The following is a 14,401-nucleotide window of genomic DNA, read 5'->3' on the forward strand; positions in this document are numbered from 1 at the left end:
ACCTGCTGCGCGCCTTCGACGTCAATGGCGAGCCGTGGAGCCGGGAACGCCTGAGGAGCGCCGGCCATGCCTTGAGCGACATCCTGCAGGGGCGCGCCGCCAAGCCCCTCGCGGACCGGCTCGGCCGTGACGGTGAGCCCTTCCTGCGATGGACCCCGGCGGAGGTCACCAAGCGGAGGGTCGTGATCGCCGGCGAGGAGATCCACCGGGACGACTGGACGACGAACGCGCGTCGCTGGTGCCCGCGCTGCTGGGACGACGACCTCCGCCGGCCGCGGTCCGGACGTCACGCCCATTGGAACGTTCACCGGCGCTTCTGGTGGGACGTGGCTGCCGTCCGCACCTGCCCGGTGCATCACGTCCTGCTGGCCGCGGCTTGCCCGACCTGCGGCGTGGACGTCACCTGGGAAGCCGGCTCGCTGACCCGGTGCAGGAACGGCCACCCCCTGCTGGCCTGCGAGGGCGTCGAGGTCGCGCCCGGCACGACCCTGGCGGACGCCTACGTGGTCGGCCGCCTCGGCGGCATGCCGAGGACGGAGGTCCCCATTCTCGACGGGCTGACGCTCGCAGAGGCTTGCGACGCCATGGAGCGGCTGGGCGTCGCCCGGCACGGGGGCGCCGACGGGGCCTTGTCGAAGTTTCCGGCGGAACGCCATCCCGAGGTGCTTTCGGCCGGCCTCGCCATCGCGCGGGACTGGCCGCGCGCCTTCGAGGCCCTGCTCGACGGGATGGCCGGAGCCGACCATGTCGGCCTCGGGGCCTGGGGCGCCGAACAGGTCTATGGCTACCTGTACCTGTGGGCGAAGCGACTGCCGGCGGGAGGGAGCGGTGACGCGGTGCGGGCGATCCTCTTCGCGCATCACGCGGCACGGGGTCCGGTCCACAAGACCTCGGTGGTGATCCGGCATGCCGATGTCCCCCTGGTCAGCCTCGCCGAGATCGCGGCCCAGTGCGGGCGCCGGCCGGAGTTCGTCGCCGGCTACGTCAAGGCCCTGGGTGCGTGGCCGGAACGGACCAAGCGGGGCACGCCCATCGGCATCACCCGCGAGACCGCCGCCGAGATCCGCGCGCTCCTCGACCGTGCGGTCCGCGCGGACGACCTGCCCGCCGCGCTCGGGCTGGCCAAGCGACAGGCCAGGATGCTGGTGGCCGCCCGCATCGTCCCGCCAGCCGAGATCCATCGTCGCGCCGGCATCAAGGCCGAGGTATTCGACCGGGGTGCCATCGACGCCGTGCTGGCCCGACTCCGCGGCCCAGCGCCGACCGTCGAGGCCGCTCCCGCCGGCCTCCTGCCGCTCGCGCGCGCCAGCCAGCACGGCAAGGTCGACGGCGTGCGCGGCACCTGCGCCATGATCTTGGCCGGACAGCTCCGGGTCAGGGCGGTCCTGCGGGACGCGCCCGGCCTCGCGGGGTTCCTCCTCGACCCGGAGGACATCAGGGCCGCGCGCCGGTCCCGCGGGGGCGGCGGCCTCACCCTCGCAGAGGTCGGCCGGCGCATCACGGTGCCGTCCGACGTCGTCGGCCTGATCGTCCGGCAAGGCCTGCTGACCGGGACCGCGACCGCATGCGGGGAGATCCTCGTCCCGGAGGATGCGTTGGCGGCCTTCGAGAGCGAGTACGCAACCACGGGGGCCCTCGCCAGGGACATCGGATCCGGCATTCGGTGGGTGCGGGAAGCCCTCGACCGGGCCGGCATCAAGCCGGTTTTCGCGACCGCCGGCCGTAAGGTCACGACGGTGTGGTCCCGGGAGGATGTACCGCGGGACCTCCGGCGCCGCATTCCCAGGACGCATGCGCGCCCGCTCTAACGGAGGTTGCGCCTCGGCGGCGGGATACGTGAGCGGACCGTGCGGGGCTGCCCCATCCGAGAGCCCGCGGCGGGCGCACCGGGCGCCCGGGTCCTGCGACGCGGCGGCCGCCGCCCGGGAACCCGAGAGACGCAAGAGGATGGCGGCCCAAGGCAATTTCGCAGCAGCGTGCTGCAAGATCGCGGGACCGGCCCAATACTCGCCGAAGCCCTCCCGTGCTTGAGGTCTCGTCGCGGGAAGCGTCCTGCGCCGAAGTCCGTCCCATTGTGCTCCTACAGCCGGGGAACGGGCTCGGCCCCCCAGCGCCGGCTCTCCTGCTTGTCGGCGATGGACCGATGGCCCCCAGCTTGCGCCGCGTTCAGGCTCCTCACGATGTCGGGGGCGCCGGCATGGTGTAATGACGGCGTGCCCGACCGTTCGGCCGGTCTCAGGGCACGGCATACGCTCGCGAAATCACGGCCCTTGTGGATGTTGGTGACACCGCATGTTTGACTGGCTCCGATCCCTCCTGCGCCGTCTCTGGCTTGGCCGTTCGGGCGACGCGCCTCGAACCGAACGTCCCGTTGAACCGCGGCACCGACAGGTCACGATCCGCCGCTACGGCGGTGGGGACAGGCCGCCGCCGCTGCACTGGAAGGCCTGCCACCCGTCGACGGTGAGGCGCTTCAAGGCCGAGATGACCTGCTCGCAGGGTCACGCGCTCGTGCTGAAGGACCACACGGTCACGGCGGAGGGCCGGGTCCTGCCGAGCGTCGTCTGCCAGGCTCGCGGCTGCACGTTCCACGAGTTCGTCCGCCTGGACGGTTGGGCGGCAGGCGAGCTGCGCTGAGGCGCGGCGGAGCTCAGGCGGCGAGCACGTCCTCCTCGCCGCCCAGGGTCTCTGGCCTGACCTCGCGCCCCTCGTCGTCGAACGCGTAGAGGAGGGCGATGCGGCGGCCGGTCCAGACGTACCGGTAGTGCACCGTCTGGATCGAGCGGCCGAGCACGCTTGCCCTGAGCACGGCCAGGCACGTCGCGCTTGAGCGCTCGGGAGGGTGGTAGAGAACCCCGTCGGCCTCGGAGGATACGCGGGCGCCGATCTCGCGGCACGCCTTCGCGTCGAGATCGGCCGGGACGTGGCGAAGGTCCACGAAGCGTCCCTCGGCCGGCGTCCGCAGCATGCGCATGTCGAGGCCGATGGGCGCCTCACGGGTCCGGGCGAGAAACCTCTCGCGACGCGCCACCGACACGGCGAGCGCGGTCTGGCGGTCCGCAGCCAGTTCCAGGCACGGCCTCAGGTGATCGAAGAAGCGGCTGCCCTCCGGGTTGCCGTAGGCGAAGGGCGCGTGGTTCCAGTTCTGCAGCCTCGGGGCATCGGCCGGGACCCCGGGTCGGAGCCGCGCGAGGCGGTCAATCGAGCGGAGGCGCGGGTTCGTGATGTCCTCGACCGCGACGAGGGCCTCGACCCTGCCGTCGGCCACGAGCCCGTCATAGACGGACACGGGCGGAAACCGGGACGGGATCAAGCGGAACGCGTCACCCTTCCACGTCGTCAGGGAAAAATCTTCAGCCGCCACGCTGAGCATCCAGGTAGATGCGGACCTTGTACAAGTCCGCGAATTTCCCCGAGAGCATGACGTCGAGCGCGCTCGCCCCATCGAAATACTCGTTCGGCGCCCTGATCCACTCGTCCCCACGCTCGTCTACGGTAAACAGGATGCGCAGCGCCTTCCAGATCGAGAGAAGGTGAGACACCCGCTCCGTCGTGTCCGGCGGGATGCTGCCCCCTTCCTTCTTCCACTTGAAAAACGTCGACCGCGCCGGCGAACCGAGAAGCGCGATCTGCTCGTCGGCGCTCAGGTGCCACCTGTCGGCCATCGCGAAGAACGCTTCGAGCTCCACAGGGAGCCGCGACGACCCAGCCTCGTTCCGGGCGCCGTGGGCAGAATTCGTCATCAACCCCTCCCTGGTCCAGAATCGGACTTGACGGCCGACCTAGTCCAGATACATACAGTCCCAGCCGAGACTGAAAGCGTCTTTTAGTCCAAGGCCGTCGTCCGTCAAGAGTGTGTACGGGAACGTCGGCGCGCGCCAGCAGGTGGAGACGAGGATGAAGGTTATGGATAACGCGCGGGCCCGCAGCTTCGTGTTCCCGGTGAACGGCACCCCGGTTCGCTTCGACGACGGCGAGGTCACCGGGCGTGAGGTCCTCACCAGGGCCGGCCTCTTGCCCGCGAGCGAGCACCAGCTCATCCTGGTCCGGGGCGGCCGCACCCACCTCGTGGGCACGGACGACAAGGTCGACCTCGTCGCCGAGGAAGGCGGCGCGTTTCGCGGCTTCCGCAGCGACCGCAGCTTCTCCTTCACGGTGGACGAGGTCGGCCAGGTCTGGGGTGACGGCCGGATCGAGGTCGACGAGCTCCTCGCCATCCTGCACGTCCCGGCAGGCCACGACCTCGTGCTGGAGCGCGAGGACGAGCCCGACAAGATCCTGCGGCCCGGCGGCGCGGTGTCGTTCGAGACTCGCGGCGTCGAGCACATCGTCTCGCGGCGCGCGCAACGGCCGGACTTCGTGCTGGTGACCGTGTTCACCACGAGCGGCGTTTTCCCGGCCGAGGGGGCGGTGCGGGTTCCCGCGACGACGCCGGTCGCGGACGTGCTGGTCCGCGCCGCGCGCAAGCTGGAGCTCGGCGACACCGCGACGTGGATCACGACCGTCGGCAACCGCGACATCGATCCGTCCGCCTCCTTTGCCGGGAACGGGCTCTCCGGCGAGGTCGAGATCGAGTGGGGGCCCCGCGAGGGCGGTGGGGGCGCCCGTGCTTGAGCTGCTCTCCCGGGCCGCGTTCGAGCGCGACGTGCGCCGCCTCGATTCCCGAACCGCGGCCCACCGCAACTGGACGGTCCTTCAGGCGGAGTATCCCGTGCTCGACGTGATCCTCGGGCATCCGACCGCCGCGCCCCTGAGGCTCCGTTTCACCTGCGTCGATTGGGACGACCTCCCCCCGTCGGTCGAACTGCTCGACGCCGCCGGGCAACACCTCTCGCAGGCTCCCCCCGGGGCCGGCGGCATCTTCCACCCCAGTCCCCATCCCGTGACCGGCCGCATGTTCGTCTGCATGCGCGGAACGCGCGAGTACCACACCCACTTCAGCCATGTCGGCGAGCGGTGGGACGGTTACCGCGGCCAGTCCGGCCTGGATCTGCTCGGCATCCTCGACCAGATCTGGCGCTGCTGGAAGAGGGCGGTCGGATGACAGCCGTCGCTTGCACCGCCGCCATCCTCGCGGAAACCCTCGACCGCCTCCGCGTCGGGGGGCGGCGCGGCGAGGAGCGCGCCGTGCTCTGGCTCGCGCGCTCGGCCTCGGCGGCGCCGACGCCCGTGCAGGAGGTCTACGAACCCGAGCAGGCCACCGCCGAGGACTACTTCCACCTGCCGCCCGCGAGCATGCGCGCGCTGATGGGGCACCTTCGCGCCCACCGTCTCAAGATCGTCGCCCAGGTCCATACCCATCCGGGCAGGGCGTTCCATTCCGAGGCGGACGACGCCTGGGCCATCGTCCGGCATCGCGGGGCCCTCTCCCTGGTGCTGCCGCGCTTCGCCGCGACGGCGACGCCCGGGACCTTCCTGGAGGAGGCGATGGTCTACGAGCTCTCGGACGCTGGACTGTGGGAGCATGTGCGCCGGCCGGGCGAGCGCATCCGCATCGAGGTGACGCCATGATCACGCCCGCCCAAGAGAACGCCCGGATGCTGGCCGCCATCCTCGGAAGCGACGAGGACGACGCGTCCGAGCGCCTCAACCGGGCGGTTCTGGTCACCGCTCCTCCCGGCGGCGCGGACGCCGCCTGGGCGGCGGAAGTGGCGGCCCTGCTCGCGCGGACCGTCGGCGTGGTGACCTCGCCGGCCGAGGAGGCGCAGCTCGAACTCGTCATCGGCGAGGCGGCCGCGCGGACGGACCTGCCCCGGCTGCACGCCGCCATCGACGCCGGCGGCGCCACCGTCGATGTCCGCCCCGTCGGGCGGACGGGCGGCCCGCCGCCCCATCCCCTGCTGGCCGCCGTCGCCGCATGCCCGGCGGCCGCCGCGACCCTGCGGATGCTGCTCGACGACCCGGCACTTCCGGCCGTCGCCTACCCGCTCCGGCTGGACTTCGACCAGCTCGGCGTGCCGGACGCGGCGCTCGCGACGACCGTCGATCTCTCGGACGCCGTGCTCGTCGGCGCCGGCGCCGTGGCCCACGGCTTCGTTCGCGCCCTGCGCCACCTGCGCGCCGTCGGCCGCCTCCGCATCGTCGACCCGAAAACGGTAGGCTCAGGCAATCCCAACCGCTGCCTCTACCTGGGCGACGAGGATGTCGGCCGCGACAAGGCCGTCGCGCTCGCCGAGCGCGCCGCGGCCGACTTCCCCGAGCTCGCGTTCGAACCACTCGTCCAGGACTTCTCGGCCTATTGCAAATCCGCGGGGCCGCCCGCCACGGCCATCGTCACGGTCGACAGCAGGCGCGCGCGGCGCGGGATCCAGAAGGAGCTTCCGGGCCGGGTCCTCGACGCGTCCACGACCGACGTGCGCGGCGTCGTCGTGCACTCGCACCGGCAGCCCACGCAGGATGCCTGCATGGCCTGCATCTACCGTCACGTTCCCGACGAGCACGCGCGGGAGCGCTCGATCGCGGATGGGCTGGGCGTCGACCTCGCCGCGGTCAGGGAGGGTTTCATCTCGGCCGAGGCCGCCGGGCGGATCCATCGGGCCCATCCCCAGATCGATCCCGCGGGGATCGTGGGCACGGCCTATGACAGCCTCTTCAAGCAGCTCTGCGCCGCACAGACACTGCTGACACCGGAAGGCAGGCAGGTGCTCGCCCCGTTCGCGTTCGTGTCGAGCATGGCCGGCGCCTTGCTGGTGGTCGAACTTCTGCGCTCGAACGCGGGGGCGGCGGCGACCAACTATTGGGCCGTCGATCCCTGGAAGGCCCCCATCGGGCGGCGCCGGCTGCGGCGGGCGCGCGATCCGCACTGCGAGTTCTGCTCCAAGCCCGAATCGGACGCGGCGGCCGAGCACCTCTGGGGCCGGAACGCGGCGGGGTGACCTGCCGACGCCGTGATCGCTCGGGCCCGCGGGACCGTTTTCCGGGGCGGCGCGCTCCGGGCGGCGAGGCGCCCGGAGCGTCGGGCGGCCCCTGAGCGAGGTGGTGTCGAGGCCGATCTCGGCGGCACGGCGCGAAGTGCCGCGACGCCGGCGGATGAGGCGGAAGAGCCGACGGCAGGCGGGCCCTTCGCCGGGCTCCGGGGCGGACCTCGGGGCGGGCGCCGAGCGGGGCCGGTCACGGCAGGCCGTCCGGGTCGGCCCTCCCGGGAAGGGGCGGCGCCGGAGCTGATAGGACGTCCACGCCCATCGAGCGTCGCCCGTCCGCGGGCCACGCCCAGACATGGTCCGGCAGCCGGGCTCGCTCGAAGGACAGGCTTCCCGGGAAGTCAGGACAAATTGTGTTGAGAGCGTTCCTTCGGCGAGGCCGGAAATCGGGACAAGCTTTCGCGATAGCTTGGCCCGCCGGCCCACGCCGGATCGGCCGTTCCAAGCCCCGGGCGGCGAGCCCCGCCCAGTGGGCGAGAGCGCTGGCCTGGCGATCGTAGAGCCGCCACCGTGGTGGCGAAGGCGCGGACGGGGGGCGAAGCCAAGGGCCGGGCTGATCGACCGCTACCGTCGCTTCGTCCGGCATCATCGCTCCGCCTCGCTCGGGAGCGGCGGAACGCCCACGGCATCGGACGCCACGCGCGGTCACAAGCCATGGACATCCGCGGACGTGTAACCACCGCGATCCGCGGGACGAAATCCAAAGAAAACGGCGAGACGTACGCGCCCCATCGTCGATTGCGGAGGTGAATATGAAAACGATCCTGTTTGCCGCTGCTGCGAGCGCCGCTCTTTACGCGTCGGCCCTCGCGCAAGGGGGTGCCCCGTACAATGCCAGTGGGCAACAGGCAGGGGGCCCGCGTGCGGGGATGGAGCGGCGTCTGGGAGTGTCGGTCAGCACCCCGACCGGGAGCCTTCTGCCGACACAGCGAAGGAGCGATGTTCGGAGCCGCTGCAGGCCGGATGGCAAGGGCCAATATGCCGGCGGCTACCGCGGCGAGTTGGCGCGCCGTGGATGCGCATAGCGAGGCTCGCTTGCCGAGAGGAATTCGGTCTGGTGCGCCGGGTGCATGGTCGGGCATCCGGGCGGCGACGCCGGCGCCTGACACCGCCCGATGAGGTGGGTCGAGTGCGGGCATGAGCCCTTTCCGCGACGACCGCCCGATCGGCCGGTTGCGGCATCGGCACGCGCGCACTTTCAGGGGTGAGCTGCGCGACGCTGATGTGCCAGCCGAGGTGACCCGGTTCGGCGAACGGGACGGCGTCGAGCTTCTCTCGCTGTCGAGTGCCGGGCGAGGATGGCCACGTGCACCGGCTCGTCACCTATCCAAACAGGGCGCACTCCATCGTGCGAGCGCGCCGCCATGGAGCCCGCGCAGGGCTTGATGGTCACCGCGGACCGACGGGATGCCCGCCCTTGGGAGCCGACGCCTCGGGGCATCCCTCGGGGAAGTTGCGCGGCAATCCCTGGCCCGCAGGGACCGGGTCGGCTATCCCCTCGCGCCTCACTGAGAGCGACGCGATGGCTGCCGATTTCCACGACTGGGACAAATCAGACGCATGGCAAACCGACCACCCGGTCATCCGGGCATTCGGCCGCCTGCGCACCACGGTCGCCCTTGGGAAGCTCGCCGGCATCGCATCCCTACCCGCGAGGTTGAGCCCGCGGCAGCGGGGCGTCCTCCTGGCAGCCCTGGAGCGGTTGTACGCCGGTGGCGTCCGGCCGAGCCTGGCCGAGGACACCCGGCGAGGCCTGGGAGCGATGGCATCGACCGGCGAAGTGACGTCGCGTGGCGTCGGCTGGCGTCAACTTGCCCCGACGCTCGGCCTCGGGGCGGGAGCGTTCGATCCGGATCGAGCCGCGGAGGAAGGGCGGCACCATCTCGTCGCACAGCTGCTCGCGATGTCGCCCAGATACTGGGCCGACCCGGTTCAGGCCATTCTGTTCACGGCCCTGCAGTACGGCTTGGAAGTCGCCCTCCGTCGCGGACGCTGCAAGCCCGAGCCGCTCAAGACGGAAGCGGTGCTCCATTACATCCAAAGCGCGGTCGAGCACCGTGTGATCCCGGCCATGGACGAGGCGGGAGCCGGCCTGCCGGAAACATACACGCTCGACCTCGGCACCGCCTCCATGCTGGAGGGCCGGGATCTTCTCGCGGCGGACCTCGCGGTCGTCGCCGGCGTGCACGTCCTCGGGCGCCCGATGTACCGGATCGTCCTCTTCCAAGCCAAGAACGCGACCGCGACGGGCTTGACCGACGTCGGGAGGAACGAGGGACGGCAGCTCGACACGTTCCTCTCGACCGGGATGGGCTGGTACCTCTTCTACCCGGCCTGGGCGAGGAAGGGGGCCTTCATCACGACCGTCATGCCGGCGACCGAGGTGTTCCACGATGTCTGGGCCCACGGTCAGGCGCCGGCCTTCGGGCAGGTCGACGCCTATGGCGGCGAGCGCTCGCCCGGGTGGGATTTCGCGTCGTTCGTCAGCATCGCCATGTCCTCCGGCCGCGACCTGTCGTTGGGGCGTCTCTTCCCGGACGCCGAGACCGCCGCCGAGGCTCTCTCGGACGACCGCAGGCAACCCTTGGCGGCCGACATCATCGCCATCGACCGGACGGGAAGGCTCGCGCTCCGCGACTTCATCGATGCGACCGCCAGCCTGGGGTACGGGGACGGACGGGTCTCGTCCTTTCCGTCCAGGCGTCATGCCGCGCACCGCCGCGACGAGGCGGGAAGTCCGGGCGACCCGTTTGCGCCCGGTTGGTGAGACCGTTCAGTCCGGCAGGCCGAAGGTCATCTCTCGGGCGAGGCAACCCGCGCGCAGCGAGGTGAGCCGGTCGCACGATTGGGCCAGCGTGCGGAGGACGTCCAGTTCCTGCGCGGGCGGCAAGAGATCGACGACCAGGCGCTCGACGTCGCGGTAGACGTCCTGCGACATCCAGGCGAGAAGGAACTCGGCCAAGCCGCGCCGCAGGGCTCGGTCGTCGCCGACGACCGCTCGGATCCGCCACTGCCACAGGCCCTTCTCCGCGTTGCCCAAATGGCGCCACACGGCGCGGGCGCCTGGGATATCCATGGGCAGGTCGGCAAGCTGGGCGTGCAAACGGACGATCATTTCCCCTGACGGAAGATCCCGTAGCGCCAAGACGAAGGCCTCCTCTCGCTCGGCGTCGGCCAACTCCGAGCGGACCGCGCGACGCCGGCGCGCGAGGTGCAGGAGGCTCAAGGCAGCGAACACCGCGCTTGCCGGCTCCGAGCCCTCCAAGGCGCGGACACCCGAGACGATTGCCGCCATGAAGGCCTCTGGATCGTCCTCGAAGAGCGGTTCGAGCCGAACGAGACGCCGGATGTCGTTGGCTTTCCAGGCGCGTGCGCCGGCGATGGCCCGCAGCCATTCCGCAGCGGCTGGCATGCCGCCAACCCTGTCCCGCAGGTCGGCACGGCCCTCAAGCTTCCCGAGCAGCGTTGGGAGCCACCTCTCGTCGGACAGAACGTCCCGGAAGGCGGCGAGGTAGTCTCCCGGGGGCGGTGCGCAGCGCTCGAAGAGGCGGGCTACCCCCCGTTCGATCGCGGGAGCAAGGATTTCCGCTTGAGCGAGGACGGCGGCGTCGAACGCGGTTCGGTCGCCTTCGACCATGGAACGCAGGCTGTGGAGCGCAAAGGCGTCGTCCCTGAAATCGAAGATGAGGTCGCTGACCGGCGCGGTCACGCCGAAGGCCAGCGCCGCCGTACCGTCCCCGCAGACCCGGAGCGGCGCGCCGTTCAGGAACGACAACAGGCGCCCGGGTTCGCCGCGCGCGCATCGAAAGCCTTGGGCGACGAACGCGGCGGCCTTCCCTCGAAGGTATGAGGATACTGGGTCGGAGGGCGCCCAGTGGCGTTGGATCTCCTCCAGGCACCGGATTGCCCGACCGCATCCTTCTTCCAGCGGCCAGGCGCCGTGCTCGATCGCCAGGATCGACAGCAGCGTGAACAAGGCGTGCTCGCGCTGCGTCAGCGGCGGTGTTCCGAACCGGTCGAACATGCCGATCCGGTCCCTCTCGCTCGGGACGTTGTCGCGTATCCAACGGTCGAAATCCTCTGCGACATCCGCCTCACGGAGCGGTTCGGGCAGCGCAAGGCGGGCAAGCCTCTTGATCGGGTGCGGGTCACCGTCGGTCGTCAGGTCAAGAGGTTGTACGCGCACGTGCTGTCTTCCTCTGCGGCTCCGGCCGTCGCGAATCCGCCACGTCGGCATTGTCCTTGCAGCCTTGCCGAAAGCAAAGTGGGGCGGACCGATAGGGCGGGCCCGCGAGAGCCATCGGGATGGCAGCTTCACCCGAAGTCGATCCCGCCCGCCGGTCGATTCTGGCCCCAGTTCCGGTTCCCGCCCCCGCAGGCGCAGGCACGACGGCCTTTTCGGGTTCGTGAAGCGGGGTCAGTCACGGCTCCTGTCCCGACCGAGCGCGGCCGACAGATCGCTTCCGCGCCTGGCTCCTGGGCTCGCGGACGCTCGTGGAGGCGCGTTCGACCCAGCGCATCCCGTCCGTCACCGGAGGCGGGCCAGACGGGGGCTGCCAGAGGCGTTCGGAAGGCCCCGTTCACGCCCTCCGTGCAGCCGCGACGCGCTGGCCTGATCGCGACAAACCCCACGAAGTTCAGCCTTCTCTGGCAATCGAGACAAACTTTGTTGAGAGCGCGCCTTCAGCGCACGCCAAAATCAGGACAGGCTTTCTAGAGAATTTATCCCGCCGGAGGGTGGGGGGCACGCCCGGCTTCTCCGATCATTCTTGCGCGGCCCCCATCCCGGCGGTTGGGTTGCTCAACCAGGCCGGCGAAGTGCGAACGAATTGTCATGGGGCCGCGTCCCGGACGACGTCGCGGAGCCTGCGGTCCCGCCGCGGATGCGCGACAAGGTTCGACGTTGTGGTTGAAGCCGACCCAGCTCGTCGGGAGATGTCGAGGCCCCGATCGATCCGGCGCAGCGAGCAAGTTCGGGCCGTGGCGGTGTCGAAACCGGTCGCCCTGGGTGCCGCAATCCGTCCCTGGCGTCCCCTTGCACTCAGATGGCCTTACGCTGGCGTGAGTGCAGCCTCATGGGAGCCCGCCAACTCCCCAAGCTCCGCCCCTCATCGGAGCGCAGGAGAGCCCTACGTTGTGCTATCGTGCCGAACGCATGAGCGCGCGACTAGGAGGGCTGCAGAGGCCGATTGTCATCAAAGTCAAAGTTCTTTGAGAGCAGCAGCACGCAAGGGCAATGTTCTAAGAGAGTCGAGTTAAATTCGATTGAGGAGGTCCCTCGGGCGGCCCCCGAAATCATGACAAACTTCGTTGAGGAATTACAGAAGGGTCGGATCGAGAGGGCGGCGCGGGTCAGGCCCGTGCCGCCGCCAAGCCGTCGGGCAATCCGTCGAAGGAATCGATCAGGAAGGCGCGGGCCCGGCTGACGCGGCTCTTGACCGTGCCGACCTGGCAGCCGAGGCGCTCGGCCGCTTCCTCGTAGGTGAAGCCCTCCGCGCCCACGAGCAGGAGCGCCTGCCGCTGCGGCAGCGGCAGAGTGCCGATCAGGTTCATCACCATCCGCAGGCCGGCGGCGTGTTCCTGGTCGGGATGGGCGGTGAGCGTGCCGGCATGGACACCGTCGGCGTCCTCCACCTCGCGGCGGCCCTTGCGCACCTCCGTGTAGAACTGGTTGCGCAGGATGGTGAACAGCCACGCCGTGAAGTTCGTGCCGGGCGTGAACCGCTCCCGATTCGCCCAGGCCTTGACCATGGTCTCCTGAACGAGGTCGTCGGCCCGCGTCGGGTTGGCGGTGAGCGAGATCGCGAAGGTGCGCAGCATCGGCAGCGCCTTCACCAGATCGTCGCGGAAGATGACCTCCACCTGCCCGCCATGAGCCGCGAGCGCCGTCTCGAACTGCTGCAGAAGCTCGGCGAGCCGGTCGGGCAGTGGCGCCTGGCTGGCGAGATCGAAGTAATCGCGCAGCGCGAGAGTCAGGTGACCCGTCACGGATTTTGCCGTTTTATCCTGGCTGGCGCCGGGATGTTCTGGCAATGAGGGGCGGAGCAGTTCGTCGGGCATCCGAAGCGGTACCTCGGCAGAGACAGGAGCGTTTGGAGTAGTGATTCTTCGGTAGCAATCTAAAAATGAACTGATCCTAAACGCGATCGAAGAACCCACGGCCCCGGGGCGCTGTCGCCGACCAATCTGTCTGCAAAGCTAACCAGTTTGTTTCCGTCTTTTTCTAAAAGATTGTGCGCGCGGCAAATCTTGGCCGCTGAAGATTGCGGTGAGTCCCAATCTACTCTCGGCTTGGCTGTTCGCACTTCCTTGCGGGGTGCGCAACGGCTCTCGCGCTGCGAGGGTTGTGTGGCCGGCGCACGAGGGGCCGGGATCCGGAGCACGCTACGGCGACGGCCAGCGTCCCCTTGGCAGCCGCACGCTCCGGCATAGCTTCGCAGACGGCGTCCTCCGACGGAGACGGCGTCGAAGGAGGCTCGGCATGCTGGAAGAGTTCAAGAAGTTCGCGTTGCGCGGCAACGTGGTCGATCTCGCCGTGGGCGTGATCATCGGCGCGGCGTTCGGCGCGATCGTCAATTCACTGGTTCAGGACGTCATCATGCCGATCATCGGCGCGGTCACCGGCGGGCTCGATTTCTCGAACTACTACATCCCGCTCTCGTCCAAGGTGCAGGCGGGCATGCCCTATGCCGAGGCGAAGAAGGTCGGCGCGGTCATCGGCTACGGCCAGTTCCTGACGCTCGCCGTGAACTTCACCATCATCGCCTTCGTGCTGTTCATGGTGATCCGGGCCATGAACGTCCTGAAATCCAAGGAAGAGGCCAAGCCGAAGCCCGAGGCCGAGGTGCCGGCGGACGTGAAGCTGCTGGCCGAGATCCGGGACCTGCTGGCTGTCCGGAAGGCTTGAGCCGTCCTAGGTCCTGCCGTTGCCGTCGTGGGGCGTGACGCCGAAGGCATCGAGGATGCGGCCGAGCGCCTGTTCCACGGCTTCCGTCCCCTCCTCGTGCGTCTTCAGACGCGTCTCGAGACGGCGGATCTGCGGCTCGAACTTCTCCGGCACATGCGGCTCGTCGCCGAGGAAGCGCGGCTCGGGAGCCGTCTCCGTCAGGACGCCGCGCAACTCGTGACCGAGATGGTCACGAACAGATTCCGGCAGGGGCGGGCTGTCGGAAAGCTTCTCGGGTGTGGTGTCGGCGCCGCTCATGGTCAGTCCTGATCCGTCGTCACGGTGTCTCGGACAGTTCAACGATCGAAGACATAGACCGTTGCGTCCGACATCATCGCTTGCGGGCGAGAAGAGTACGATGCGGAGCTGAATTGGGTCGAAGATCGGGGCCAGACAAGAAAACGGCCCCGGCACGGAGTGCCGGGGCCGGGCGGTGCCGCCCTGTGCGGGCGGCCCATGGGGTCGGTGGTTAGTCGAGCACTTCGATGATCCGGTGACGGCCATCGACCAGCACCGGACGGTCGTTGACGACCGT

13 protein-coding genes are annotated in these 14,401 nt (G+C 69.8%); 8 read left to right on the forward strand and 5 right to left on the reverse strand.

Translation table 11 applies throughout. The features are described 5' to 3' along the window. The first annotated feature begins 2 nt into the window (after positions 1-2). Both MFF42_RS06885 and MFF42_RS06890 read left to right on the forward strand, forming a co-directional pair. Entirely contained in the window at positions 3-1,808 is a 1,806-nt protein-coding gene (locus MFF42_RS06885) for a TniQ family protein (RefSeq protein ID WP_238255088.1), read from the forward strand. Positions 1,809-2,292: 484 nt separating this feature from the next. Beyond that, positions 2,293-2,637: a hypothetical protein gene (locus MFF42_RS06890; protein WP_012753004.1), complete on the forward strand. Its 345-nt coding sequence runs from the start codon at positions 2,293-2,295 to the stop codon at positions 2,635-2,637. Positions 2,638-2,650: 13 nt separating this feature from the next. Here the strand turns inward: MFF42_RS06890 and MFF42_RS06895 are convergent, their stop codons facing one another. Then, positions 2,651-3,373 carry an RES family NAD+ phosphorylase gene (locus MFF42_RS06895; RefSeq protein WP_012753005.1) on the reverse strand — a complete coding sequence of 241 codons (723 nt, stop codon included), beginning with the start codon at positions 3,371-3,373 and terminating at the stop codon, positions 2,651-2,653. Further along, positions 3,354-3,743 (reverse strand): MbcA/ParS/Xre antitoxin family protein, encoded by a 390-nt coding sequence (locus MFF42_RS06900; protein ID WP_012753006.1) that lies wholly within the window; start codon positions 3,741-3,743, stop codon positions 3,354-3,356. The genes MFF42_RS06895 and MFF42_RS06900 overlap by 20 nt, the downstream gene beginning before the upstream one ends. 154 nt (positions 3,744-3,897) lie before the next feature. On the opposite strand from MFF42_RS06900, the gene MFF42_RS06905 reads away from it, so the two are divergent. The 5 genes from MFF42_RS06905 (at position 3,898) to MFF42_RS06925 (ending at position 9,687) form a co-directional block, all read left to right on the forward strand. Further along, positions 3,898-4,614, forward strand: coding sequence for a multiubiquitin domain-containing protein (locus MFF42_RS06905; RefSeq protein ID WP_142584743.1), 717 nt, complete (start codon positions 3,898-3,900; stop codon positions 4,612-4,614). Continuing rightward, on the forward strand, positions 4,607-5,044 hold the full coding sequence (locus MFF42_RS06910) for a putative metal-binding protein (protein ID WP_043766874.1): 438 nt from the start codon (positions 4,607-4,609) through the stop codon (positions 5,042-5,044). The genes MFF42_RS06905 and MFF42_RS06910 overlap by 8 nt, the downstream gene beginning before the upstream one ends. After that, complete coding sequence (locus MFF42_RS06915; protein ID WP_009865918.1) at positions 5,041-5,511, forward strand: Mov34/MPN/PAD-1 family protein; 471 nt, start codon at positions 5,041-5,043, stop codon at positions 5,509-5,511. The genes MFF42_RS06910 and MFF42_RS06915 overlap by 4 nt, the downstream gene beginning before the upstream one ends. Next, positions 5,508-6,875, forward strand: a complete 1,368-nt coding sequence (locus MFF42_RS06920) for a ThiF family adenylyltransferase (RefSeq protein ID WP_012753009.1) — start codon at positions 5,508-5,510, stop codon at positions 6,873-6,875. Before MFF42_RS06915 ends, MFF42_RS06920 begins: the two co-directional genes overlap by 4 nt. 1,567 nt (positions 6,876-8,442) lie before the next feature. After that, positions 8,443-9,687, forward strand: coding sequence for a hypothetical protein (locus tag MFF42_RS06925; RefSeq protein ID WP_066922165.1), 1,245 nt, complete (start codon positions 8,443-8,445; stop codon positions 9,685-9,687). A 6-nt stretch (positions 9,688-9,693) separates the two neighbouring features. Here the strand turns inward: MFF42_RS06925 and MFF42_RS06930 are convergent, their stop codons facing one another. Together MFF42_RS06930 and MFF42_RS06935 are read right to left on the reverse strand one after the other, a co-directional pair. Beyond that, positions 9,694-11,106 (reverse strand): hypothetical protein, encoded by a 1,413-nt coding sequence (locus MFF42_RS06930; protein WP_066922167.1) that lies wholly within the window; start codon positions 11,104-11,106, stop codon positions 9,694-9,696. 1,166 nt (positions 11,107-12,272) lie between these two features. Further along, positions 12,273-12,980: a sigma-70 family RNA polymerase sigma factor gene (locus MFF42_RS06935; RefSeq protein ID WP_238255089.1), complete on the reverse strand. Its 708-nt coding sequence runs from the start codon at positions 12,978-12,980 to the stop codon at positions 12,273-12,275. A 421-nt stretch (positions 12,981-13,401) separates the two neighbouring features. Between MFF42_RS06935 and mscL the strand changes: the two genes are divergently transcribed. After that, a complete protein-coding gene (gene mscL / locus MFF42_RS06940) occupies positions 13,402-13,827 on the forward strand; it encodes a large conductance mechanosensitive channel protein MscL (RefSeq protein WP_238255090.1) in 426 nt (141 codons plus the stop codon). A 6-nt stretch (positions 13,828-13,833) separates the two neighbouring features. On the opposite strand, the gene MFF42_RS06945 is transcribed toward mscL, so the two are convergent. Next, a complete protein-coding gene (locus MFF42_RS06945; protein WP_238255091.1) occupies positions 13,834-14,124 on the reverse strand; it encodes a hypothetical protein in 291 nt (96 codons plus the stop codon). Between the last annotated feature and the right edge of the window lie 277 nt (positions 14,125-14,401).

It is taken from the genome of Methylorubrum podarium, from assembly GCF_022179745.1.
GTDB lineage: Bacteria > Pseudomonadota > Alphaproteobacteria > Rhizobiales > Beijerinckiaceae > Methylobacterium > Methylobacterium podarium.

Excerpts from the sequence above, each read along its gene's own strand:
- MFF42_RS06905 (WP_142584743.1), top strand. The coding sequence starts at position 3,898 with ATGAAGGTTATGGATAACGCGCGGGCCCGCAGCTTCGTGTTCCCGGTG.
- MFF42_RS06895 (WP_012753005.1), bottom strand. The coding sequence starts at position 3,373 with ATGCTCAGCGTGGCGGCTGAAGATTTTTCCCTGACGACGTGGAAGGGT.
- MFF42_RS06915 (WP_009865918.1), top strand. The coding sequence starts at position 5,041 with ATGACAGCCGTCGCTTGCACCGCCGCCATCCTCGCGGAAACCCTCGAC.
- MFF42_RS06900 (WP_012753006.1), bottom strand. The coding sequence starts at position 3,743 with ATGACGAATTCTGCCCACGGCGCCCGGAACGAGGCTGGGTCGTCGCGG.
- mscL (WP_238255090.1), top strand. The coding sequence starts at position 13,402 with ATGCTGGAAGAGTTCAAGAAGTTCGCGTTGCGCGGCAACGTGGTCGAT.
- MFF42_RS06945 (WP_238255091.1), bottom strand. The coding sequence starts at position 14,124 with ATGAGCGGCGCCGACACCACACCCGAGAAGCTTTCCGACAGCCCGCCC.
- MFF42_RS06920 (WP_012753009.1), top strand. The coding sequence starts at position 5,508 with ATGATCACGCCCGCCCAAGAGAACGCCCGGATGCTGGCCGCCATCCTC.
- MFF42_RS06935 (WP_238255089.1), bottom strand. The coding sequence starts at position 12,980 with ATGCCCGACGAACTGCTCCGCCCCTCATTGCCAGAACATCCCGGCGCC.
- MFF42_RS06925 (WP_066922165.1), top strand. The coding sequence starts at position 8,443 with ATGGCTGCCGATTTCCACGACTGGGACAAATCAGACGCATGGCAAACC.
- MFF42_RS06890 (WP_012753004.1), top strand. The coding sequence starts at position 2,293 with ATGTTTGACTGGCTCCGATCCCTCCTGCGCCGTCTCTGGCTTGGCCGT.